The organism is Odoribacter sp. (assembly GCF_985060555.1).
Window position 1 is genome coordinate 1 of sequence record NZ_CFKYFN010000031.1, and the last position, 24,446, is coordinate 24,446.

The 24,446-nt window shown below is 42.6% G+C and carries 15 protein-coding genes; 11 read left to right on the forward strand and 4 right to left on the reverse strand.

The window, feature by feature from the left end; genetic code table 11:
• Positions 1-362 precede the first annotated feature (362 nt).
• From AC5RDS_RS03640 to AC5RDS_RS03690, 11 genes are all read left to right on the forward strand, one after another.
• Entirely contained in the window at positions 363-1,520 is a 1,158-nt protein-coding gene (locus AC5RDS_RS03640) for a FecR family protein (RefSeq protein ID WP_118104460.1), read from the forward strand.
• Between the two features lie 191 nt (positions 1,521-1,711).
• Positions 1,712-4,894 (forward strand): SusC/RagA family TonB-linked outer membrane protein, encoded by a 3,183-nt coding sequence (locus AC5RDS_RS03645; protein WP_254888270.1) that lies wholly within the window; start codon positions 1,712-1,714, stop codon positions 4,892-4,894.
• Positions 4,895-4,906: 12 nt separating this feature from the next.
• On the forward strand, positions 4,907-6,331 hold the full coding sequence (locus AC5RDS_RS03650) for a RagB/SusD family nutrient uptake outer membrane protein (RefSeq protein WP_013610807.1): 1,425 nt from the start codon (positions 4,907-4,909) through the stop codon (positions 6,329-6,331).
• Between the two features lie 5 nt (positions 6,332-6,336).
• On the forward strand, positions 6,337-7,068 hold the full coding sequence (locus AC5RDS_RS03655) for a DUF4843 domain-containing protein (RefSeq protein WP_118104452.1): 732 nt from the start codon (positions 6,337-6,339) through the stop codon (positions 7,066-7,068).
• 33 nt (positions 7,069-7,101) lie between these two features.
• Positions 7,102-8,694, forward strand: a complete 1,593-nt coding sequence (locus AC5RDS_RS03660) for a PKD-like family lipoprotein (RefSeq protein WP_118104450.1) — start codon at positions 7,102-7,104, stop codon at positions 8,692-8,694.
• Positions 8,695-8,706: 12 nt separating this feature from the next.
• The gene (locus AC5RDS_RS03665) at positions 8,707-9,840 is read left to right on the forward strand and encodes a TlpA disulfide reductase family protein (protein WP_046403959.1); all 1,134 of its coding nucleotides are present in this window, start codon (positions 8,707-8,709) and stop codon (positions 9,838-9,840) included.
• A gap of 392 nt (positions 9,841-10,232) precedes the next feature.
• Positions 10,233-11,684, forward strand: coding sequence for a histidine kinase (locus tag AC5RDS_RS03670; protein WP_013610811.1), 1,452 nt, complete (start codon positions 10,233-10,235; stop codon positions 11,682-11,684).
• A 127-nt stretch (positions 11,685-11,811) separates the two neighbouring features.
• On the forward strand, positions 11,812-14,391 hold the full coding sequence (locus tag AC5RDS_RS03675; protein ID WP_337584390.1) for a zinc-dependent metalloprotease: 2,580 nt from the start codon (positions 11,812-11,814) through the stop codon (positions 14,389-14,391).
• A gap of 26 nt (positions 14,392-14,417) precedes the next feature.
• Positions 14,418-17,729, forward strand: coding sequence for a SusC/RagA family TonB-linked outer membrane protein (locus AC5RDS_RS03680; RefSeq protein WP_494222212.1), 3,312 nt, complete (start codon positions 14,418-14,420; stop codon positions 17,727-17,729).
• A gap of 16 nt (positions 17,730-17,745) precedes the next feature.
• Entirely contained in the window at positions 17,746-19,104 is a 1,359-nt protein-coding gene (locus AC5RDS_RS03685) for a RagB/SusD family nutrient uptake outer membrane protein (protein ID WP_195328719.1), read from the forward strand.
• A gap of 152 nt (positions 19,105-19,256) precedes the next feature.
• The gene (locus AC5RDS_RS03690) at positions 19,257-19,985 is read left to right on the forward strand and encodes a LytR/AlgR family response regulator transcription factor (protein WP_013610815.1); all 729 of its coding nucleotides are present in this window, start codon (positions 19,257-19,259) and stop codon (positions 19,983-19,985) included.
• 83 nt (positions 19,986-20,068) lie between these two features.
• Here AC5RDS_RS03690 and AC5RDS_RS03695 read toward each other — a convergent pair whose 3' ends face one another.
• From AC5RDS_RS03695 to AC5RDS_RS03710, 4 genes are all read right to left on the reverse strand, one after another.
• Complete coding sequence (locus AC5RDS_RS03695) at positions 20,069-20,245, reverse strand: (2Fe-2S)-binding protein (RefSeq protein WP_013610816.1); 177 nt, start codon at positions 20,243-20,245, stop codon at positions 20,069-20,071.
• A gap of 152 nt (positions 20,246-20,397) precedes the next feature.
• Positions 20,398-21,744, reverse strand: a complete 1,347-nt coding sequence (locus AC5RDS_RS03700; protein WP_013610817.1) for a TlpA family protein disulfide reductase — start codon at positions 21,742-21,744, stop codon at positions 20,398-20,400.
• A gap of 16 nt (positions 21,745-21,760) precedes the next feature.
• Positions 21,761-22,888 carry a TlpA disulfide reductase family protein gene (locus AC5RDS_RS03705; protein WP_013610818.1) on the reverse strand — a complete coding sequence of 376 codons (1,128 nt, stop codon included), beginning with the start codon at positions 22,886-22,888 and terminating at the stop codon, positions 21,761-21,763.
• 145 nt (positions 22,889-23,033) lie between these two features.
• On the reverse strand, positions 23,034-24,395 hold the full coding sequence (locus AC5RDS_RS03710; protein WP_118121792.1) for a hypothetical protein: 1,362 nt from the start codon (positions 24,393-24,395) through the stop codon (positions 23,034-23,036).
• Positions 24,396-24,446: the final 51 nt, after the last annotated feature.

Here is a 24,446-nt window from a genome sequence, read left to right on the forward strand (position 1 = left end):
ATGTCCCGGAATAATATTTTCTCAAAAGAGTAACCTGTCGGTCAAATTTATCTTTTTGCATCTTAAAAAACGTTCGATTAAATTAGTTGAAAGTTCATAAAGTTTAAAAAGCTATTGGATCCTGCGGGCACTTAGTTAATTGACAATTGTCGCGTGACAATTGACCACATATTTTCCAATCTGTGGTTTCTTCTTTATTTGTTTGATAATCAATGATTTTTTTCTTCATCCTATTTCTCATTTTTCTTTTCTTATTATTTTCTAATGGAAGCAAAGCTTCCAGACAATTGTCAATTGTCATTGGTCAGCTGGCAATTATTCTTTTTGCGGATTCCCGCAAAAAGAATCGAACGTTTTTTAAGATGCAAAAAGATAAATTTGACCGACAGGTTACTCTTTTGAGAAAATATTATTCCGGGACATTGGAGAAAAGGGAAAAGCAGGAATTTCGGGAAATGTTGAACGATCGGAATTTGGAAAATGTGTTTCGGCAGTTGAGTCAGGGAGATATTTTGGCTGAAAAGCTGGAGGAATATAAACAATACGATGCCCGGAAAGCTTTCGGCAAATTCAGCAGGCAACAAAAATCGCTTCGTCATAAAAAGAGGATTATCCGGATTCTTACTGCAGCAGTGGTGGTTTTACTTTTAGGAATGAGTTGGTTACTGAATCTTGGATTACCGGAGGTAGAAGTTGTTCCACCGGCACAGCAGGAGACGATTCGCCCCGGGAGTTACAAAGCTATATTACGACTGACAAATGGCGAGACGGTGAATCTCGAGCGGGATTCCATGCAGGTACTGGAAAAAAATGGGACTCAGATTAGTTATGCAGAGGGAAAGATTACTTACCGATCTACGCCTCAAATACAGGAATTGGCTTATAATGAATTGATTGTGCCCACAGCCGGAGAGTGTTACATCACGTTGGAAGATCATACGAAAGTATGGATAAATGCAGAATCGAAAATAAAGTATCCGGTGCAGTTCACTGCTGGGGAACGTAAAGTGTATTTGGAAGGAGAAGCCTATTTCGACGTGGCCGAAGACGGACGTCCTTTTCAGGTAATTACTTCTCAGGGAGAGGTGACCGTATTGGGGACGGCTTTCGGAATAAGTTCATACATGGATAAAGCAGAATATACCACCTTAGTGAGAGGCTGTGTACGTTATACTTCCCATACAAAGAAAAGCGTAATCTTATCGCCAGGTGAACAGGCTATCCTGGAAAGGTCCGGTGAATTAATCAGTCGTAAAGTCGAAGTTGAAGAATATGTAGGCTGGAAAGACGGGGTTTTTGTTTTCAGGGATAAGCCCCTGGAGGAAATTATGGAAACACTGTCCCGTTGGTACGGATCTGAAGTGGTTTTCCGGAATGAGGAAATGAAACAGCTGAAATATACCGGTAGTCTCGAACGGTATGATTCGATCAATACTTTCCTGCAAGTGTTGGAAAGACTCCAGGATATTCATTATGAAATAGATAATAATAAAATCCTGTTATCTCGAAAGTCTTCTTAATTACTTAACTAAATTACAATGGTATGAAAAAAAATCGTCTGATCCGATTTCCGGGCCTTTTAAAGAGGTTTAGGAAAAATTTGATGTTTATCAAATGTTGTATTGTTTTCATTTTTGTTTTTAGCCTGAATTTATCGGCTCATGTTTTTTCTCAAAGCAAGCTGGTGACTTTAGACTTGAAAGAGGTTTCTGTGGAGAAATTTGTCGATGCCGTGAAACAACAAACCGGTATGAAAATGATGTATAATTCCGGTGTGGTGCGGGAAGCTGGTCAGGTTTCCGTTCAGGTTAAAGACAAAGAATTGAGCGAAGTGTTGGATATGGTATTGAAAAAAGTGAATTTGGAGTATGAGCTGTACAATGATATCATTCTGATTCGTGCAAAAGGAGAAGTACCGGCCGGGCCGAAAGTACTGAAAGGGGTGGTGAAAGATAAAAGCGGGGCGGTCTTACCGGGAGTGACCGTCGTAATTAAAGGGACGACCTTAGGCGTATCGACCGACATCGATGGAAAATATTCGATCACCATTCCGGAGGATGGGAAAGAAACGGTATTGATGTTTACATTTGTCGGCATGAAGCCACAGGAGGTCAGATATGCCGGGCAAGAAACGTTGAATGTGATATTGACCGAGGAAGTGGCGGAAATGGAAGAGGTGGTGGTCAATGGTTATTTTACCCGGAAGAAGGAGAGCTTTACCGGTGTATCCAAGACCTTCTCCGGAGATGAACTGAAGACTATTTCTACGGGAAATATCCTGAATACCTTGTCTGTGCTCGATCCTTCTTTTACTAAAGTGGTGAATAATGAAATGGGTAGTGACCCGAATACGATTCCTGATTTTGAAATCCGGGGGTCCAGTAGTTTGAAGGCCGAGTATGAAAACAATCCGAATATGCCGACTTTTATTATGGATGGTTTCGAAGTAACCGCTCAGAAGGTGTTCGACCTCGACCCCAACCGGGTACGTTATATCACTATTCTGAAAGATGCATCGGCTACAGCGATTTACGGCTCACGTGCTGCCAATGGTGTTGTGGTGATCGAGACAGTACTTCCCAAAGCCGGAAAATTGCAGTTGTCTTATAACGGTAGTGCCAACTTCGAAATAGCCGATCTTTCGGATTATAATCTGATGAATGCAGAAGAAAAACTGGAATACGAAGTGCGTTCCGGATTGTATGAAAAATCTTCCAAACCCGGATGGACGGATGATAAGTTGGATGCATATAACCGGATTCTGAAATTGGTGAAGGAAGGAAATGATGTGGATTGGTTGTCCATTCCGGTACGGGAATTGGGGGTCGGCCATAAACATACCGTAATGGCAGAAGGTGGAAACGAATCGTTCCGTTATGCTTTCGATCTTTTCTATTCGAATAAAGTCGGAGTGATGAAAGGCTCGAAACGGGATAATTACGGTGGAGGGATCCGGCTTCAATATAACCTGAAAAACCTGAAATTCTCCAATTATGCTTCCTTCGATCATTTGAAGTCGGTCAATTCCCCTTACGGAAGTTTTAGTTCTTACCTCTATTATAATCCCTATTATAATCCTTATGATGAAAACGGGAATGTGAAAAAGGTCCTCTATTCTTATGAATATTATGACCGGGGAATTACCTCGAAGACCATGTATAATGAATTGTACAATGCGGTATTGCCTTCTAAAAATCAGCAGACTTCTAATAATTTTCTGAATAATTTCTCGATAGAATACGATATTATTCAGGGATTGAAATTGAAGGCCAATCTTTCGTTAAGCGTGGATAATGGAAAGACCGATGTTTATAAATCCTATGAAAATACCGAATTTTTGGACAAAGAGAAAAAAGGGAGTTATGCCCAGTCGACTTCCAATGATTTCAGTTATGATATTAACGTCATCTTATCATATTTTAAGAGCCTGAAAAAACATTTTATCAACCTGGGGTTTGTGTATAACCTTCAGGAAAAACAGTATGACAATACCAGTATCTACGTTGTCGGTTTTCCCAATGCGAACATGGATCATGTGTCGATCGGTTCGGGGTATCAGGAAGGGGCGAAACCCGGAGGTAGTTTCGATGTGACCCGCCTGGTCGGTTTTGTGGGTAACCTGGGATATACGTATGACAATCGTTTCTTGTTGGATGCTTCTGTTCGAAGCGACGGTTCGTCTATTTACGGTTCGAACAACCGCTGGGGTACTTTCTGGTCGGTCGGTGTCGGATATAATATCCATAACGAAAAATTCATGAAAGACTGGGGCGTGATCAACCTGTTGAAGATCAGGGGATCTATCGGGACAACCGGTGGGCAAAACTTTAGTCCTTACCAGGCCATGGCCATGTATTCCTATAACGATAGCCGGATCAATACCATTTCTTACAGCGGCTATCTGGGAGCCATTATGAAGGCTTTCGGAAATAAAAACCTGAAATGGCAGAAGGTAGAAAAACAAAACGTAGGGTTGGATTTCGAAATCTTCCATAGTCGTCTGACCGGATCTTTCAATGTATACCGGGATTTATCGAAAGATGTGCTGATCGACGTATCTATTGCTCCGTCTTTGGGTTTTTCTTCTTATAAAGAAAATTTGGGAGAAGTAGAAAACAGTGGGGTCGAACTATCCTTAAAAGGTACGGTACTCCGGGATGTCAAACGGGAATTGAACTGGGATATTTTCTTCAATCTGGCACACAATAAAAATAAAGTGAAGAAAATCAACAAAGCTTTGACAGCCTTTAATGCCGACCAGGATTCCAAAGTGGAAAACAAACCGATGATCCGTTACAAAGAAGGGTTGTCGCAGAATACCATCTGGGTGAATGAATCTTTGGGAATCGATCCGGCTACCGGTGATGAAATATTCCTGGATATGAACGGGAATAAAGTGAATAAATGGGATAGTAAAAATTACAAACCCTGGGGATCTTCCGATCCTAAAATTTATGGAACGGTCGGAACGATGTTTATGTATAAAGGCTGGGAGTTGAATGCGCATTTATATTATAAATACGGTGGTTATATTTACAATCAGACCTTAGTCGACAAAGTGGAGAATGTAAATCCCAACGAGAACGGAGACCGGCGAATTCTGTACGACCGTTGGAATGAACCGGGAGACGTGGCAAAATTCAAAAAGGTAAGCGATGTTTCGGTCACTAATCCGACTTCCCGCTTTGTGGAAAAAGAAAATTATATTCAGCTTCAGGCTTTATCTGTGAGTTATGATTTCCGGAGTGCGAAATTGAAAGAGTGGGGGATTCAGCGCTTGAAAATCTCCGCTATCGGAAACGATGTTTTCACTTCTTCCACGGTGCGGATGGAAAGAGGTACTTCCTATCCTTTTGCAAGGACTTTTTCACTGGCTGCTCAAATCACTTTTTAATCGGACAATACTATGAAAAAATTAATAAATAAAACGATCATTCTTTCGCTCTTTGTGGCATTGACCGGCTGTAACGACTGGCTGGACGTTTCTCCGAAAGCGGATATGAAAGCAGAGGATCTGTTCGGTACTGAAGCCGGATTCAGAGATGCTTTGGTAGGTGTTTATGCATTGATGTGCGGTACGAATAGTTACGGCAGAGATCTGACGTACGGCTACCTGGATGTATTGGCTCAATATTACAACAGTCCGTTGAAAACAACTTCTTCCGGTTATGAGCATAATTTCAAAAATGCAGCAGAATATAAGTATACCGAGAAAACAGAGGAAAGTCGCATTAGCTCTATTTGGAGTAATCATTTTTCTGCTGTAGCCAATATCAATCAGGCCATGTTGTTCATCGACGAAAATAAAGGGGTTTTTACTTCACCCGAGGTACATGATGTGTATAAAGGAGAATTTCTGGCTTTGCGGGCTTTTCTGCATTTCGATATACTCCGTTTATTCGCTCCTTCGGCTGCGATGAATAATAATAAAGGATTGGACGCATTGGCTATTCCTTATATAGATGTTTTTACGAATATCGCCCAGTCCCAGTTGACGGTGAAAGAGGTTTTGAAAAAAATAGAAACGGATTTGTTGGCTGCAAAACAGTTGATGAAAGGGAAAGAAGAATTTAAATTTTCCGATACTTCCGATCCGTTGTATAACCGGAAACAAAGAATGAATTATTATGCGGTGACAGCACTTTTAGCCCGGGTATATCTTTGGGGAAACGATAAAGAGGCGGCTTTGAAAGAAGCAAAGGAAATTATCGGTGAAGCCGGCGGAGAAAGTCCTGCTTCTTATGAATTGGCCAATAGTGCTGCTACTACTTCCGATCCGATGTTCAATAAAGAGTTGATTTTCACATTGGATGTGCAGAAATTGAAAGACAATAGCGATATTTATTTTACCGAGAGTTTTTCTTCTACTTCTAATATATTGACGATGTCTTCAAAAGGAAAAACGAATATTTTCAATGGTTCCGGACTGGATAATGAGTTCAGAAATTATTGGATCACCCCGTATTCCGACGGTAGTTCGTTCGTATTGAAGAAATATACCGGAGTAAATTATATTCCGATGTTTAAAATTTCCGAATTGTATCTGATAGCTGCCGAATGTGCTCAAGGGAAGGCTGCCTATGATTATCTCAATAAATTGAGAAATCACCGGGGATTAAGCAGTATTGCGCCGACCGATGATTTAGCCGGTTATATCTTTCAGGAATATCGCCGGGAATTTATAGGTGAGGGACAAATGTTCTTCTATTATAAACGGAAAGCAATGGAAACTATCGGGGCTGAAAATAATATCGCTCATCAAGATGTGAATGCGGTGTATAATTTGCCTATTCCGACAGTAGAAATCGATTTTGGGAATATTAAAAATTAAGCGTTATGAAAAAGATATTTTTTCTTCTTGCTTCAGTGATCCTGTTAGCATGTAGTGAGAATGAACGGATGGTATACGATGAGCATATGCACGATATCTATTATTCCATTGTGACAGATACCCGGGATAGTCTGTATGTTTCCTTGCTGATGGCCGATCAGATTCTGGAGACGACCGTAGATGTGAAGATGTTGGGAAATGTATTGACCAAGCCGCAGAAATTTAAAGTCGAGGTGGTCGGGGAGAGAACGGATGCCAAAGAAGGTATACATTATGAAAAACTTCCTGAATTCTATGAGTTCCCGGCCGGAGAATTTATTTATAAAATGCCTGTGCGGTTGATTAAGGGGGATGCGGCTATTAAACAGAAACCGGTGACTCTTACGTTGAGGCTGGTTGCTACCGGTGAGCTGGGTGTGGCCTATGCCGATAAGTCCGAGATTCGTCTGCTCATTGCCGATATGTTGAAAAAGCCTGAGGGAGAAGGCTATTATGGAGATATGACTGCGTTTAAGAAATTATTCGGCGAATATTCCCAAAAAAAGCATATGATGATCATCGAAATGACCGGACATGATTTTTGGGAAGATACCTATGGTAGTGGAAACGGTAATTATGGCATTTATTACGAGGAAGATTATTACACTCCCTATGCCAGAAAACTGTATAAGATCATTACCGGGAGTGAAATCAGGGATGAAACCGGTAAAGTGATGCAAGGATGGAATGTACCTTAGTCTATGGGTTGTTAATTAAAAAAGAAGATAGCTATGAAAAAATTGAAATATATAGGAATATTATTTTTGTTGATCCTGTTCTCTTGTGTGGATGATGAATCCAGATACGGAGATATCGATATCGATGAGATTAAAATTGAGGGGATCAAAGATTATCAGGAGATCGAAGTGGGAGGGAAATTGACCATCGCTCCGGTAGTGACGACAAAGTTCGGCGAAAAATCGGATCTTTCCTATGTGTGGTATAAATACAATGAAGAACAGTCGGTCGCCGATACCTTGTCTTTTGAAAAAAATCTGGATGTGGTGATCTCGGATGTTTTACCGGGGGTGAAAACTACTTTAAAATTTAAAGTGACCGACAATAAAACCGGTCTTTATGTGATCGAAGAATCCAGTTTTACCACTATCGGTAAATATTCAGGAGGCACCCTGATGTTATGTAAAACCGGTGGAGAGTACGACCTGACGATGTTAAAGAAAGATGGTACCACCCTATACGAAAAGATCTATACTCAAATCAATGAGGGAGAGAAACTCAGTGAGCAGTCCCGAAAAATCATCCTGATCAAACCTTATGCCCGTAACCCGAGACCTTATAAGGCAGTCGTCGTTACTGCAAAAAATAATACGGGAGGCGTATATCTCGATCCCGATTTGTTTGTGCGGAAGGCTTATATGAAAGAGAAATTCTTTTCGGGTGAAGACCTGACCGGAGACATCGGGATCGACGGTTATTGTACGGACCAGGGGAGTGATTATCTGGTGGTGAATGGGAAAGTACACGGGCGGGCCTATGGTTTTGAGGAAACAGCCGTATGGAATCCGGAAATTGTATTTTTGTCGGCTCCTCAGGATTATTCGGCAGCACTTTATGTTGCACAGCCGACAGGCTATCCGTTTTATGCCGCTCCCTTATTTTATGATAACCTGCACGGACGTTTTATGATCAACCAAAGCGGTGGGTATTTTAGTTTTATCGGTGGGGCGAATTCCGATTTTTCGAAATTTGATCCCAAAGCAATGGGAGAAGGGGTAGAATTAGTACTTTCAGGAAGTATGAATTCGACTCTGAATGAAGTATGGGCGTTGATGAGAGATAAAAATAAGAATGAATATTTTTTGATTACCTATAAATTTATTTTTAATGACGACTGGACGTATGATTTTATCTCTCTGTCAAAGCAGGTATTAACCGGAGCAGCCTATCCCGGATTATACAACGCTACGGCGATGATACCCGGAAACAAGGCCGAGGTAGACAATTACATGCCTTGGCATATGGATTCGAAAGGAATTTCGGATATCTTTTTCTATGTCAGCGATGATAAAGTTTATGCTTTTAATGTGAAAACGGCTTCTGAGGGAGTGATTATCGACGGTACGAAAGAGCATTATGCGATCGATGGGGTAGATTGTACAGAAGTAGCTGCTCCGACGACAGAGAATCCGAATGCTACCATGATACAGTTGACTATAGCCATTAAAGACGGGAATATTCCGGCTCCGAATGGGGGAATTGCTGTTTATAAATTGAATAATATCGGTGGACTTGCAGCACAAAAACTTTATACCAAAGCAGGATTTTGTGATGAGGTGGTAGCGACGGTGGAAAAACAAGATTAATATATGAAAGTGATGAAAATAATAAACTTAATCATTGGAATAGCATGCCTGTTAGGGGCATGCCATTCCAATCGCATGCGGATTGAAGGAGAAATCGGAGATATAAAGGAAAATAAGATCTATCTCGGGGAAATAACGAATACCTATTATGGGTTGTTCGATCCGATCGATTCGGCTGAAATTGAAGAGGGTAAATTTACTTTTACGGTAGATTGTGCGAAAAAACAAATGCTCTTTCTGGGATTCAGGCCCGGACAAGGAGGAATGGTATTTGCCGAGGCCGGTAATCTGAAGGTAAAACCTGCAACTGTTAAGAAGGGAGGAGTGGTATGGGAAGTTTCCGGGTCTGTCTTAAATAATAAGTATCGGGATTTTCTGAAAGCCTGTGCCGTTGTCAGAAACGATCGGTTGCTGGATTCGTTGGATGCCTTGTTTTTTACTGCCCGCGACCGGGAGGACCGGGAGGAAATGGCCCGGATCAAAGAGGAGTCTATGCCTTATTATGAGCAGGCACAGATGGCCGAAGATCAGTTGGTAAGACAAACGGTTGACGGAAATATGGAGAATCCGTTCGGAATTTATTTGTACTACAGTAAATTATTCGGACGGAAAGATTTCTCTACTAAAGAAAATATCGGTGCGGAAAGGGAATACCAGAAAAATTTTGGACCGGAAGCTCAGCAGACTCCTTATATCGCTTTGATGAACGCTCAGCTCGACCGTTATGCGGGATGTGCTATCGGTGCTGTCGCCCCGGAGATTACCGGCCGGGATACGCTGGGTAATCCGATCAAATTAAGTGATTTCAGAGGTAAATATGTTATTGTGGATTTTTGGGATTCTTATTGTCATTGGTGTCGCGAAGAAACACCGTGGCTGAGAAAAGCATTGGAAGCTTTTAAGGGAAAAAATTTTACCATTTTAGGCGTATCGGATGACCGGAAGAAAGAGTTGTGGCTGGCAGCTATCAAAGAAGATCATAGTAACTGGGATCATTTGTTATTGCCTCCAAAAACGGATATTTTTACGACTTATTGCATCAAGGGAATCCCTCACATTATTTTAGTGGGGCCGGACGGGAAAATACTGGCAAAGGAAATGCGGCATGAAGAATTGACCGACGTGCCGGCTAATTTTATAAAGTGAACAGATAGGAGTTTATAATTCCCCCTTTTTCCAATGCTCCGTTTTTTCATATTTATAGTAGGTTTATTTTTTCTTTCTATTCCGATTCCAGGTTTTGTGCCATCGGACCGGTTCGCCTGGACCGGTCCGTTAAGGCTTTCCTTCACTGACCGGCGGAACTCCTCACTTCGTTCGTCAAACACCACCGCTCGGCCGTTCGGAAAACCTAACCGGACCCTCGTTCCCGCTCCAATGGTCCCCGAACACGAACACCGAAGACGAATAAGTAACGACAGAATAATTCTAGGTTTTTCTGTTAAAGCCGGAAAATTTCGATAACCCTTTTCTTTTATAGGATATCTCCCGTAGAAAATACCTATTTTTGTTTAGAGAATAAATAAAAAAGCGGAGACATGTTTTATAAGCAAAACGGAATTGTTGCCGGAATATTGTTGTTGATCTTATTTGCCGGAGCTATCGGCTTAGTCAGTGTACAGATGGACAAGACGGTGAATCGGATGCATTATTCAGTGGTGGAAGAGATGGGGGAGTACCGGACGGAACTGATCCGGCAGGATTTCCAAAAGACGGCAGAGCTGGTTGAAAGTATGCAGGATTATTTGGCGACACGGGGCTATCAGAAGGAACAATTCGAAGAGTTGATTGCCTTATTGATCCGACAGGATAATAAGGTGAGCCGAATTTGGTTCGAAACGGAAGGGAAAAGAACGATTTGTACCGATTCCGGTATACGGGAGAGTGAAGCCGGACCTTCAAAGGAAAGAAATGGAGGGTTGTATGCCGAAGATTCCACTTATTACTGGACGTTATACGGGCGGCAGGGGGAGGTGGCATTGGGGATCGATATCGCTTTGGATCATTTACATGCTTATTTTTCAAACTTATTACCTGCGGGGAAGAACTATGCTTATATCCTGAACGACTCCGGGGTAATTGTCGCCCATCCCGAAGAAAAATGGCTGGGGATGCGGCTCCTCGATTCGCTTGAAAGAAGAAGGGTAAAACAGGTCGTCGGGGAGAATAAGCGGATCCATGTTACCGGTTTTTCGCAGTTTTTACTCTTGCCTGTCGATAAGATTTATTATCCGCTCACGGTGGGGACAGAGAAATGTACGGTCGTCATTAACGTGGTGCAATTGGATAATCAGGAAGCTATGGCCGATTTCCATCGGTATGCTTTGTGGATAGTCGTGTTTACAGTCGTGATTTTTATTGTTTTGCTTGCTTATTCCCAACGGCGGTGGCGGAAAGAATACGATTTACGGCAAAAGGCCGAACAGGAAGCCATCCGGCTGAATTTGCAACAATTGAAAAATCAACTCAATCCTCATTTTTTATTCAATGCTTTGAATTCTTTGAGTGCCTTGATCACTACCGACCCCGGAGTAGCCCGGAAATTTATATTGGAAATGTCGAAAGTGTATCGTTATGTGCTGGAAAAACGGAAAGAAAACCTGAGTAAATTAGAAGAAGAGGTTGAATTTATCCGCCACTATTATTTTCTCCAAAAAATACGTTTCGGGGAACAATTGAATCTGCACCTGGCCGATAATTTGACAACGGTAAACGGGAGGATTCCGGCGATGAGTCTGCAATTGATTTTCGAAAATGCACTTAAGTACAATGAAATTACTCATAGATATCCTTTGGATATCGATATTTATGCGGAAGTTGGAGCGGTGATTGTAGAAAATTCCTATCATCCCCGGACCGATATGCCGGAGGCATCTTTCGGAGTCGGTATGGAGAGTATTCAGGAAATTTATCGTTATTATGCTGACGTTCAGCCGGAATATGAGATAAAGGAAGGGAAATTTATCTGCCGCTTACCTTTGGTTGAATAATTCACTCCTTTTTTATCGTGTTTCATACTTTTATTCGGGGGATTCATTCTGGTTTTTTTTTCATTTTATAAAAAATCCCGATAATATTGTAAACTGCATAAATATCGATGAATACTGAATAAACTATATGATGAAAACCAGAACAAATTTAATTGTTGCGTTATTCGCACTCTGTTTTACCGGAACAGTCTCCGATGCTTATGCCTGGGGATGGCATAAAAGAAAATCCGTAAAAAATGATTCGGTCGTAACTTCTGAAAGTAAATACGATGAGTTGGTGAAGAAGGCAAAGACGCGGGAAGGTATGTTTCGTATTCATCAGGTAGAGAAGGATTGGTATTTCGAGATCGACGATTCGTTGATGAACCGTGATCTCCTGATTGTCAATAAAGTTTCCGGTGTACCTTATCAATTGAACGATGCCGGTTTAAATAAAGGGATGGCTTACGAAGATAAGCTGATCCGTTTTCATAAAGATACAGTGCTTAATAAAGTGTGGGTGACAACGTGGAATCCCCGTGTCAGTGTGCCCGAGGGGGATGCTATAGCCCTTTCGGTGAAGGACAACTATCGTGAAGCTGTGATCGAACAGTTTCCGATAGAAGCCTTCAAGCCCGATTCTTCTGCCGTCTTGATCAAGGTGAATAAAGTTTTCGACGGAAGTGAGAAGAGCTTTAACGATTTATACAATAGTATTTCTTTGGGAGCTTCTGTGAAAAAAGAATTGTCCCGGATCGGAGGTATGAAAGCTTTTCCTCAGAATATTGTAGTAAAAGCTTTTCTGACAACCCAGATTACGGAAGGTACCGAGTCGGTACCCTTGACAGTCGAAACGACAACGAATATCGTATTGTTGCCGAAGGTGCCGATGACTCCGCGTTTTGCAGACCGGAGAGTCGGATTTTTTACGACTCCTCACATTTATTTCAATGACAAACAACAGGCGGTGGAAACCCGTGATTTTGTACATCGCTGGCGGCTGGAACCGAAACCGGAGGATATAGAGAAATACAAACGGGGCGAGTTGGTAGAACCGGCCAAACCGATTGTATTTTATATCGACCCGGCAACTCCCGCTCAATGGAGGGAGGAGATTAAAGCCGGTGTTTTTGATTGGCAGGAAGCTTTTGAAGCTGCCGGTTTTAAAAATGCGGTTGTAGCGAAGGATGCTCCGACCGATGATCCTGATTTCGATATCGACGATGCGCGTTATTCGGTGATTACTTATGCGGCCTCGCAGCAAGCGAATGCCATGGGACCTTCTGTGGTCGACCCCCGTTCGGGAGAGATTATCGAAGCCGATGTCGTTTGGTGGCATAATGTGATGACGATGTTACATACCTGGATGCGGGTACAGACCGGGCCTATCGATCCCCGGGCCAGAGCGAATACTTTCGATGATGCTTATATGGCGAGTGCTATCCGTTTTGTATCTTCCCATGAAGTGGGACATACGTTCGGATTGAAACATAATATGGGAGCTTCTTCGTCTTTTCCGGTAGATTCGTTGCGCTCGAAGACCTTCACAGCAAGGATGGGCGGGACGGCTAGTTCGATCATGGATTATGCCCGTTTTAATTACGTGGCCCAACCCGAAGATGAGGTAGAACGAATTACGCCGGTGATCGGGGTATATGATAAATTTGCGATAAATTGGGCTTATCGTTGGCTGGATGTAAAGGATCCGCACGAAGAATTACCTGTACTCAATCAATGGATTACGAAACATTCCGGAGACAAGATGTATTGGTACGGCGAACAACAGGACCCTAAAGATCCGATCGATCCCCGTTCTCAGGATGAGGACCTCGGTGACGATGTGATCAAGGCTAATCGCTACGGTATACAAAATCTGAAACGGATTGTGCCGAATATTGTAGCATGGACCGAAGCAGAAGGACGAGGTTATCTGGAAGCGGGAAAATTATTGATGGCAGTGATCAATCAATGGAAAATGTATGCCGGACATGTAACTGCGAATGTCGGAGGTTTCTATATCAACAATCCGGTGATGGGAGATGATCTGGAACGCTATGTACCGGTAGAGAAAGAACGGCAGAAAGAAGCGGTGAAATATTTATCCGAAGAAGTATTTACCGTTCCTGAATGGTTGTTTGCTGCCGATGTCTGGAAGAAGAGTTTTCCCGTTCGTATTTCCCCCCAGGAAGTAGAATATTCACCTTATAATACTGCCCGGGAATTACAGTATGCCTGTTTTTATGATTTATTGAAAGACGATCGGCTGATGCGGATGTACGAGGCCGAAGCGATGAAGGGAAAGAAAAATGTGTATACACCCGAAGAAATGTTTGCCGATTTATACCAGGTGGTTTTCAAGGGATCCTTACAGGGACGTAATTTGTCTTTGTATGAAAGGATGACCCAAAAGAATTTTATCGATGCTATCATTGTCAGTTCCAATAAAGCGGTGGAAAAAACGACCAAAAAAGCTTTGCATACCGGTTATTGTTGTGGTTTTGCAGCCCGGGAAGCTGCTTTCACGCTCCCCGAACAGCCTGAAACCCGGCTTAGCAATATGCAATATTCTTCTATGGGACGGGTTTCCGAGGCTGTATCGGTGAAGAGAGGAGTTATGTTACAGGTATTAAAATTGGCAGAAAGAAACCGGAATGCAGGAAATGCGGAAACCCGGCAACATTATGAAGATTTGGTTGTGCGGATTAAAGAGGCTTTGAATATAAGATAACATACAAACCTAAATAATAAATATAAATGCGTAAACTATTGATCTTAATAACATTGTGCCTGCCTGTGGTGGTGTGGGCACAGGATATGCGGAAGATTACCGGGCGAGTGCTCGAGGCTGCGAGCGGTGAACCTCTCCCCGGTGCTACGGTTTTTATCGATCCGGATGCTCCTGAAGCTAAAGAATATAATCCTGCGGGGACAGTGACGGATGTAAGCGGAAAATTCGAATTGACCTTGCCTGCTTCGATTCGTTATGTGGTGGTGAGTTTTATCGGATACGAGGCTTTAAAAGCGGATATATCGGGAAAGACCGAATTTACTTTCCGCCTGAAGGAAGAAGTGAGTCAGTTGGATGAAGTGGTCGTTACGGGATATCAGCAGATAGAAAAGCGGAAAGTTACTTCGGCTATTACTACTGTACAGGCAGACGATATTAAAAGTATCGGAGTGGCCAGTATCGATCAGATGCTGGAAGGACAGGTGGCCGGTTTGATGTCGACACCGACGAACGGTGCGCCCGGAGCTCCCGCTAAAATGCGGATCCGGAGTACGGTTTCTCTGTCGGGGAGTACCGATCCGTTGTGGGTACTCGACGGTATGATCCTGGAAGGAAACGATATACCCAAGGATTTTGGAGATAAGGATAATATCGATGAACTGCAGAATACTTCGATCGGCGGGGTCAATCCCGCAGATATCGAGAGCATCACTATATTGAAAGATGCGGCAGCTACAGCTATTTATGGAGCTAAGGCCGCTAACGGGGTGATTGTGATTACGACGAAAAAGGGCCGGCAGGGAAAACTACGGGTGAATTTTTCCGGTGGGGTATTCTATACATTGAAACCTGATTTGGGCAAACTGAATCTGATGAATTCGTCTGAGAAAGTGGACTTCGAGTTGGGATTGGCTTCCCGTTCCGATCTGGATTACCGGAGCGACTATGGTGAAGTGTCCCGTCTGCTGTCAAAATACGGGCAATTGGATGCTTTGAGGGAAAATGGGTTCAACGGTATTTCTTCCGAGGCACAGAGGGCTATCGATGCTTTGCGCGGACAAACTACCGATTGGGGGGATGTGATCTACCGGAATGCAGTCAACCAACAGTATAACCTGAGCATTTCAGGAGGATCGGATAAGGCGACTTATTATTTTTCTGGCGGATATTACAATGAGCAGGGGACGACCCGTAAAACCGGTTTCGAACGCTACAACCTGACTTTGAAAACCGATTTCGATCTGGCTAAAAACCTGAAGGCCGGCGTTTCTCTTTTTTTGAACGACAGTAAGAAAAACGGTTACCTGACGGATGGGGATGCTTTTATCAATCCCGCCAATTATTCACGTAATGCCAATCCTTACTTGCAGCTGACCGATGAAAAAGGAGACTATATTTATGACCCTGATATCGAAGGATATAGTGGCCGTTATGTGAAATTCAATTACCTGGAAGAGGTGGATAATACGGATTATACGCTGAAAAATCGCTCTATAAAGCCTTTGTTTACTTTAGATTACAGGCTGACCGACTGGCTAAAACTACAAACTCAGTTTTCTATGCAGCTGGATCATTCTGCGACAGAAAAGGTGGCGGCTAAAGAAACTTATTATGTTCGTAAATATCGCGAAAAAACAAGAGGGAACGATGGTAGTTATTTTTTGCCCGACGGAGGAATTATACAGAATTCTACCAAAGATATGAATCAATATCACTGGAAATTGCAAGGTGAGTTCAATCAGGTGTTCGGAGAAGTACATGCTGTCAATTATATGGCCGGTATAGAATTACGTCGCAGCAAGGTGACAGACCTGATGACCCGTGGATTCGGTTATGATCCGAATTCGTTGACTACGAAGCCTTTGGTATTTCCTGAAGGAAGTACCCAGATAGATAATGCCGAATTTAAACAGTATAGTAAATCGTTCACGGAGGACCGTTTCCTTTCTGTCTACATGACCGGTTCGTATACTTATAATAACCGTTACACTTTCTTCGGAAGTTTACGGTATGACGGTTCCAATATGTTCGGAGTAGACCGGAAGTACAAATACTTGCCTTTATGGGCTGTTTCCGGTGCCTGGAATATCAACCGGGAGGCATTTTTGAGCGATGCCGACTGGTTGTCCGATCTGAAACTGAGAGCTTCCTATGGGGTCCAGGGAAATGTCGATAAAGATACCTCTCCATTGGTTGTCGGGGAATGGGACAATACCCAGGTTTTACCGGACAATTCCGAGTCCAATATTATCGTATCGTCTCCCCCTAACCAATATTTGCGTTGGGAAAAAACCACCAACTGGAACGGGGGACTCGATGTGGCGGTGCTCGGTAACCGGATCGCGTTTACAGCCGATGTTTACAGACGGGTGAGTGATGATTTGATCGGTATGAGGAGCTTGCCGGGAGAGAACGGTTTCGATTATTCGACCATGAACTGGGCGAAATTGACCAACCGGGGATACGAATTATCTCTGTCTACAGTAAATGTGAAAACAAAGGATTTCCGGTGGGTGATGGATTTTAATCTGGCGCATAATAAGAGTAAGATCAATCGGCTCAATGTCAGGGATAATTCCTATGAACCTTCACGCGAAGGCTATTCTGTCGGTGCTGTATTTTCGCTGAAGACCGCAGGGCTGGATGAAAATGGATTGCAGATGTTTTATAATAAACAGGGGGAAAAGGTTTCTTTCAATGACTTTTTCGGTCTGGAATACGGTTATATGATGGGAGGCCTGATTCCTTTCCTGAAAAGTAACCTGAGTGCAGAAGAATATCGTAATTTATTTACCTACGAAGGTACGACCGAACCGAAATTTACCGGTGGCTGGATCAATCGGTTTTATTACAAGAATTTCGATTTGACCGTATCGGCTTCTTTTGTGTTGGATCAGACCGTGCAGGAACAACCTTTCTATAATCCGGTACAGACTTCACCGGGACAGAATTATTCCCGCCGGATGTCACAGATTTGGTCTCCGGATAATACCTCCGGTAAATATCCCCGTATCATGGGTACTTATACCGAAGGGGAGGAGAATTGGGCTTATCAGTGGCTCGGTATGCTCGATCCCGGTAATTCTTACCGGAAATACGACTATTGGTTCAAGAAGATGAGTTATATGCGCATCAATAGTATACGTTTAGGATATACTTTTCCCGAGCGGCTTTTAGGACATATCGGTTTTTCCTCTGCACGCATCAGCTTTGAAGCCCGTAATCCTTTTGTGTTCGGTAGTAGCTATAAAGGTTATTTCGATCCGGAAACCTATGGGAATATTTATACCCAGCCGTTGGCGAAGACCTTTTCTTGTGGAATCGATTTGACATTTTAACTCTAAATATAAAAATATGAAACGAATATATATCCTATTGATCGCTGTCTTTTCACTGGGAATGGGAGGATGTAATTATGTCGATGTCGATCCTGTCGGAAAGGTGATTCCGGATGAAGTTTCGGAATATCGGGCCCTTCTGACTACGGCTTATAGTACCTATCCCCAATACCGCCGCTATCTGATGGTACGTTCCGATGAAGTATTTCCGGATTTGTATGGGTTGTCTTACGATAATTACATTGACTTGGCCACTTTGAACGATGAGAATCCGGATCCTTTAACCGAGACTTATCCCTGGACTGCTATGTATAATATGATTTTTTATGCCAATACGGTTATCGAAGGAGTGATGGAGGCCAGGGCGGATGTCACGACGGATTCCCGCGAGCAATTGCTGGCTGAAGCCTATTGTCTCCGGGCTTTTGTTCACTTCGATTTAATCAATCTGTATGCCAAATGGTATGATCCGGCTACTGCGGCAACAGATAAAGCCGTTCCGCTTTCTTTAAAGATCGATATCGGACAGTCGTTTATACCTACTACTGTGGAAAAGGTATATGAACAGGTGTTCGCCGATTTACAGGAAGCGGAGAAATATATGCAGGTGGAGCAACAGACGGGTGCTTATCTGTACCGGTTTTCGAAGAAAGCGCTGAAAGCCTTCCAGGCCAGGGTATATCTTTATCATCAGGATTGGAAACAGGCTCAGGAGACAGCCGAAAGTCTGCTGGCGGCTTGTCCGCTGGAGGATCTGACGACTACCGAAGCCCAACCTTGGACTTATACGTCGAAAGAAGCGATACTTGCTTTGGAAACGGTATCCAGTACCGTAATGAAAGAAGATATGTACGTATTGGATAATATCAGCGGAAAATTTAACCAGATAAAAGAGGGAGATAAATATGTAGATGCCCGGCTGGGAAATTATTTGGTCGATAAATACGGAACCTGGTATTGTAATAAAGGAGGGAATAAGAATGAGAAGGTCACTTTCCGGAGTGCAGAGCTTTGGCTGATTGCTGCCGAAGCTGCTGCTCACCGCGAAGGACAACTGCCGGCAGCCAAAGAATATCTGTTGACCTTGCTTCAGAAGCGTCTGGCTGAAAGTTATTATAACGAACGGAAAGCAGAGATCGAAACCATGAATCAGGAACAATTGTTGGCCGATATCATGGAGGAAAGGGTCCGGGAACTGGTATTCGAAGGACATCGCTGGTTCGATCTTCGTAGAACAACCCGCCCGGAGGTTATAAAAAACTATATGGATGCCGATTGGAATTCGCTTACGGTTACGATCCGGCAGGACGATCCCAAGTATATTATTCCTTATCCGAAAGAAGCGATTCAGAATAATCCGGAATTGAATAATTAGGGTTGAGTTGAAACGGTAACAACGGATAAAACGGTAACAACAGTAAAAATGGTAAAGAAATACGGTTGTTACCGTTTTTTTTATAAAATAAAAAACTTTGACTTGGCAGGCAAGTCCTTTTTTCGTATTTTCGGGCGATCCTATATTTCAATATGACTGCAATTATTATTGAAGATGAAGCTTTGGCTGCCCGTGAATTGGAAAGTATTCTGAAAAAGTTGGCACCGGAAATAGAAATCGTTGCCCGTCAGGATTCTGTACGGGGAAGTGTACAATGGCTGAAAGAAAATCAGGTAGATTTGATTTTCAGCGATGTTCATTTGGGAGATGGACGTAGTTTCGATATTTTCGGACAAGTAGAGATCAAAGCTCCTGTCATTTTTATTACCGCTTATGATGAATATGCTTTGCAAGCTTTCAAGAGCCAGGGAATAGATTACATCCTGAAACCTTTTGACGAAGAGGAAATACTGCGGGCGTTGGAAAAAGTGCGGAATTGGTTTGCAAAAGAAAAGAAAGCACCCCGGACGGTCCGATTTCAGGAGCGCTTTTTGGTGCAGATCGGAACGAAGATCAAATCCGTACCGGTGGCAGAAGTCGCTTATTTTATGGCCGATGGAAAATACCTGATGTTATATACCCATGAAGGGGGAGGGTATATCCTCGATCAGACGATGGCTGCACTCGAAGAACGCCTGGATCCCCAAATCTTTTTTCGGATCAACCGGAAGTTTATAGTGAGCTTTTCTGCTATCAAAGAAATGATCCGTTATTCCAACAACCGCATAAAAATCGGTTTATCTCCTTTGCCTCCTGAAAATATAGAAGCTATCGTCAGTGCCGACCGCATTCGCGAGTTCCGGGACTGGTTGAACCGCTAAAAGTTATTCAGCGACACAATAACAAAAAGATCCCGGATGAAAATTCATTATCCGGGATCTTTTTGTTATTGCTGGAAGGGAGATTATTTCCCATTGATTTCGTCCAGAATCTCCTGTATCTGTTCCTGGCAACCGCCACAACCGGTTCCTGCGTTCGTCGCTTCGCCTACTTCTTCGACGGTTTTTAATCCTTTTTCACGAATTGCATTTTCAATTTCTTCTCTGCTTACTTCAAAGCAGTGGCAAATAATTTCACTCATAGTCTTTCCATTTTATTGATTCATATTACTTTTCATTCGTTTGAATGAATGCGGTAAATTTAAAGTAATTTTCTAAAAATGGCAGAATATATTCAATCATATCTTTTTATGAGGATATAGATTTGAATTATATTGAAGCAGTTCCATCCCGTTTAAATATCAGGAAGAGCATTTAAAATCTTTTCGGCGTCTGGTGAAGAAGGGCGGACTGCTTTGGGGTTGATAATCTTGCCATCCGGGTCAATAAGAATGAAATGAGGGATACCGTCGATATTATAATCCCGTTGGAATTGACTCCCTCGCCCAAGCAAAAGTTGAACGCCGGAGAGTTCTCCCGATTTGACTGTTTCTTCCCATGCTGCCTTATCCTCGTCGGTGGAAAGACCGAGGAAGGTGATGTTTTTCCCTTCCATTTTCTTTTCCAGTTCTATCAAATAGGGCATTTCTCTTTTACAGGGACCGCACCAGGTCGCCCACATGTCGATATACAGATATTTCCCTTTGAAATCCTTCAAGGAGTAAGTTTTACCGTTAATGTCCTTGGCCTGGAAGTCCGGGGAAAGTTTGCCGGTAACGGCAATGTTCCGTTTGTCATACTCTGTTTTATAGGCAGTCCGTAGAGTCGGGTCAGTCACGTAAGTATTGTAAATATTTTCCAGTTCGGTGATATGGTTAATACCGTTCTTTATCTGTCTGATGGCAATCTCGTTCAGAAGAGATTGTTTTAGCTTGTCATTTTTGAAATGTTGGGCGATATATTTCATCCGGGCAACATTTTTATTGTAGATGCCGGAGATTTCTTTATCCTTGCTTCCAAGCACAAGAGCAGCCTCTATAATAAATTCCCTGTAAATGTCAAGGTCAATCAGACTTTCGTCTTCCTGTACGTATTTTTCCAATGTTGAATAATATTCCTCATTCGGGCGATAAGTTGTGTCGAACATGATATGTCCCATGGGATACATAACCAAACTGATCAGATATGAATACTTGATTCGTCCCTCCTCCAGTTTTGCAAATTCGGGATTTACCGCTTCCAGTTTCCGGGCTTTCAATAAATTGGCCGCCTCGTCTGTCTTCTCGTTGACAAGACTGACAATCTCCTTTAGTGAGCGCTCGTATTCGGGGGGGATTATCGGGTTGTAAGTGATAGAATTGAGGTATTCTATTACCGGAGTGTTTTTTCCTTCGAATTTCATGCTGTCCTTAAAATTGTTGGCATCAAAAGAAATTGTGACACGATCGCCTTTCTGGAAAAAAACATTTTTGGCTTCCTCGCCATAAAACAGACGGGCGTATATCATATTCCCCTGTAATGTACAGCTGGCTTTTCCGTGTTTATCCAGATCCGTTTCCTTGATCATTTCCGGGCTGACAACAATGGCAATTTTGGAATAGGTCATGTTTTGCACGTTGAAGTCTACGACGATATCGTCGTTGTTTTGCTGTGAACAAGAGCAAACGACCGAGAGTAAAATAATAAATATAAAGTTTCTCATTTTAAAGTGTATATGATTAATCATAAATTTCCTGCATGGCAGCATCCAGCCATCCGCCTCTTGCGTTTACATTAATGATTTTTCCCTTGTCGTTTACAAGGATAGAGGAAGGAACTCCGCTCAGGTTATAAGCCCGGAAAGCCGCTTTGGTATTATCGATAAGCTGTTCCCAAGGCATCTTTTCCTCTTCCAAAGCCTGATGCCAATTCTTCGGATCACTGTCAATGGAGATACTCACGATATTTAACCCTTTGGGATGGTAGGTATTGTACGTGTTACGCATGTGAGGTATCTCCCCGCGGCAGGGACTACACCATGATGCCCAGAATTCAATTAATGTAGTGGTCCCGGGTTTCACAAAATCCGATATTTTCTTTTTACTTCCGTCCGCTGCCGTGAGTTCCATGTCGATGAAAGATCCTCCGATAAATACCTGTTTGCCCTGGATCGTTGCCCGAAGAGCCTGGCCCATTTCCGAATTTTGCATTTCGGGGGATAGGCAGGTGAATAATCCTTCGATTTCTTTCAAAGAAAGGTCGGAATTCTTGTCGGAGAGTTCTTGTGCGATTTTAACGCTGATGGCAGATTCGGGATGTGCTTTAAGGTAGTTGATTTGAGTCTCTCTGAGGGCTAGTCTTTTTTGGGTGACGAGTTTGGCCAGATCAATCGCTTTGGCTAAATCTTTCGAATTGTAATAAGCTTCCCCGTAAGCGCGGAACGTTTTGCTCCGGTCGTCCTCCATGGGTTGTATCTCGTTCAGGTAGTTTTGATATTCAGTTTGAGTCCCGCTTCCGGAGATCTGAAACACGGGATATTTGCTGGAATAGTCGCAAGTGGCTTCTATCGCTGCATTGTCGATAAATAACGAGAAGTTTACAATTTTACTGCGGGTCAGCCGGTCATTGGGATCAAGGTAGATGCTGACCGTGCAATAACGCGGCACATCGAATTTACCCAGAAACCTGAATTTACCCCCCGATATTTTCGTACTGTCGATGAAATGAGGTTGATTGGTATCATCCAGTGCCAGAAAAACGGGTTTCCCTTCCCATGCTTCGGGGACATGTCCGGTGAGGGTATATCCGTCGTGTTCCGTACAACTGACGACGGATAGAATGAGTGCGATAAATAGAATGTATTTCATCTTTAAAATCGATTTGCTGTTTTTAAAGAGGGTGTGTCAAAATGCAAATTTTCGTATTTTTAGTGGCTTCTCAATATTGATTATCAATAAATTGCAACTATATAATTTATCGAAACACGCATTTTGACACACCCTCTATGTGGTATTATTGTACCTCTTCGTATGTGAAATCGATCCGGAAAGTAACCATACCCATTCCGTAATATGAAGATTCATAAGATACGCTTGTAACGTAATTATCTTCATCATACGTGTAGTTTAACTCGTGGGTCGTTGTTTCTTCCGTCTCCGGATCTACTACCGACATTTTTACGGGAATTCCTGCCGATTTTTCTCCGATCAACCCTGTGAATGCAGCGTACATCCATCCCCAATCTTGAGTATAGTTTATGTTTGAAAGTTGTAAGAAAAGGGCTGCAATGTCCATTCCTGGACGAGTGTATTTTTGTGTTTGGTCGTATTCGAATGATGTTCCGCTGACATCGACTAAATTGCCGGCATCAAAAGTATATTCTAAATTGTTAAGACCTCCTTTGCCTTCATAGGATTTCATATACCGGTCTGCATATGTCCAGTCAGCACTCATGTTTACGTCCTTTGTATTCCAAAGATTATAGAAAATTGTAGCATTTGATTGTGCTAAATCATCGGTTACACTCAGAGTAACCTGTCTTACATATCCTTCTAATTCCCAGTCAGGATCCGGATTACTGATAGATAAAATAATTTGGTCATTGTTTGTTTGTACATCATAGTTCATCTCATGTTCGTAAAGGACATTAGCGTACTTGAAACTTTGTGGACCGTTGGCTGCATAGGAAATTTCGAATGTAGATTCTGTGATATAATCTGCCATTATTTGACTGAAATCATTTACCCAGCCGATCTTGACCAATCGTTTGTATTTTACAATTTCGAACTCTTCGGTTAATGTCCATTCCCCTCCATCCTGGGCAAGGATAAGACGGTAAGTTCCGGCACTGAGGTCTGTGGGTAAAGTACAAATCAATCCGCTCTGGTAGTCTGTTACAGTCAATTCAGTTCGGGTGCCATTCCCGGTTTCTGCGTATACTTTTGACGTTTCGTTGTATCCGTTACCGCCAATATTTATTATTTGGCCGGTAAATCCTGCTTCGGGTATTTCTAATCCGATGATTGGGAGTGAAGCCGCTGTTAATTCAATGCTTCCCAATTCCCATTCGCCGTCTTGTTTTAGTACCAACGTATATTGTCCTGGTGTTAAGCTCATCGGCACGGTCATTGTCACACCGGTGGAAACAATGGTTAGTTGACTTACATCGGCAGATGAGGCTGTGCCTTTGAAGGTGAACTGTGCTGTTGAAGCGAATCCGGTACCGGATACGATAATTTCCGTACCGATTTCAGCTGTAGCGGGTATTCTCACGTTTGATACAGGGTTTTGTGGTGTCGGATCATCATCATCCGAACAAGCCGTGAATGCGCAAATGCTGCATATCATAAGCATCATTATCCGAATTTTTTTCATAACATTTAGATTTTAGAAATTAATAATATAGATAAATTGAACACTTAAAAC

Excerpts from the sequence above, each read along its gene's own strand:
- AC5RDS_RS03670 (WP_013610811.1), top strand. The coding sequence starts at position 10,233 with ATGTTTTATAAGCAAAACGGAATTGTTGCCGGAATATTGTTGTTGATC.
- AC5RDS_RS03690 (WP_013610815.1), top strand. The coding sequence starts at position 19,257 with ATGACTGCAATTATTATTGAAGATGAAGCTTTGGCTGCCCGTGAATTG.
- AC5RDS_RS03705 (WP_013610818.1), bottom strand. The coding sequence starts at position 22,888 with ATGAAATACATTCTATTTATCGCACTCATTCTATCCGTCGTCAGTTGT.
- AC5RDS_RS03665 (WP_046403959.1), top strand. The coding sequence starts at position 8,707 with ATGAAAATAATAAACTTAATCATTGGAATAGCATGCCTGTTAGGGGCA.
- AC5RDS_RS03680 (WP_494222212.1), top strand. The coding sequence starts at position 14,418 with ATGCGTAAACTATTGATCTTAATAACATTGTGCCTGCCTGTGGTGGTG.
- AC5RDS_RS03640 (WP_118104460.1), top strand. The coding sequence starts at position 363 with ATGCAAAAAGATAAATTTGACCGACAGGTTACTCTTTTGAGAAAATAT.
- AC5RDS_RS03695 (WP_013610816.1), bottom strand. The coding sequence starts at position 20,245 with ATGAGTGAAATTATTTGCCACTGCTTTGAAGTAAGCAGAGAAGAAATT.
- AC5RDS_RS03660 (WP_118104450.1), top strand. The coding sequence starts at position 7,102 with ATGAAAAAATTGAAATATATAGGAATATTATTTTTGTTGATCCTGTTC.
- AC5RDS_RS03650 (WP_013610807.1), top strand. The coding sequence starts at position 4,907 with ATGAAAAAATTAATAAATAAAACGATCATTCTTTCGCTCTTTGTGGCA.
- AC5RDS_RS03685 (WP_195328719.1), top strand. The coding sequence starts at position 17,746 with ATGAAACGAATATATATCCTATTGATCGCTGTCTTTTCACTGGGAATG.
- AC5RDS_RS03700 (WP_013610817.1), bottom strand. The coding sequence starts at position 21,744 with ATGAGAAACTTTATATTTATTATTTTACTCTCGGTCGTTTGCTCTTGT.
- AC5RDS_RS03675 (WP_337584390.1), top strand. The coding sequence starts at position 11,812 with ATGATGAAAACCAGAACAAATTTAATTGTTGCGTTATTCGCACTCTGT.
- AC5RDS_RS03655 (WP_118104452.1), top strand. The coding sequence starts at position 6,337 with ATGAAAAAGATATTTTTTCTTCTTGCTTCAGTGATCCTGTTAGCATGT.
- AC5RDS_RS03710 (WP_118121792.1), bottom strand. The coding sequence starts at position 24,395 with ATGAAAAAAATTCGGATAATGATGCTTATGATATGCAGCATTTGCGCA.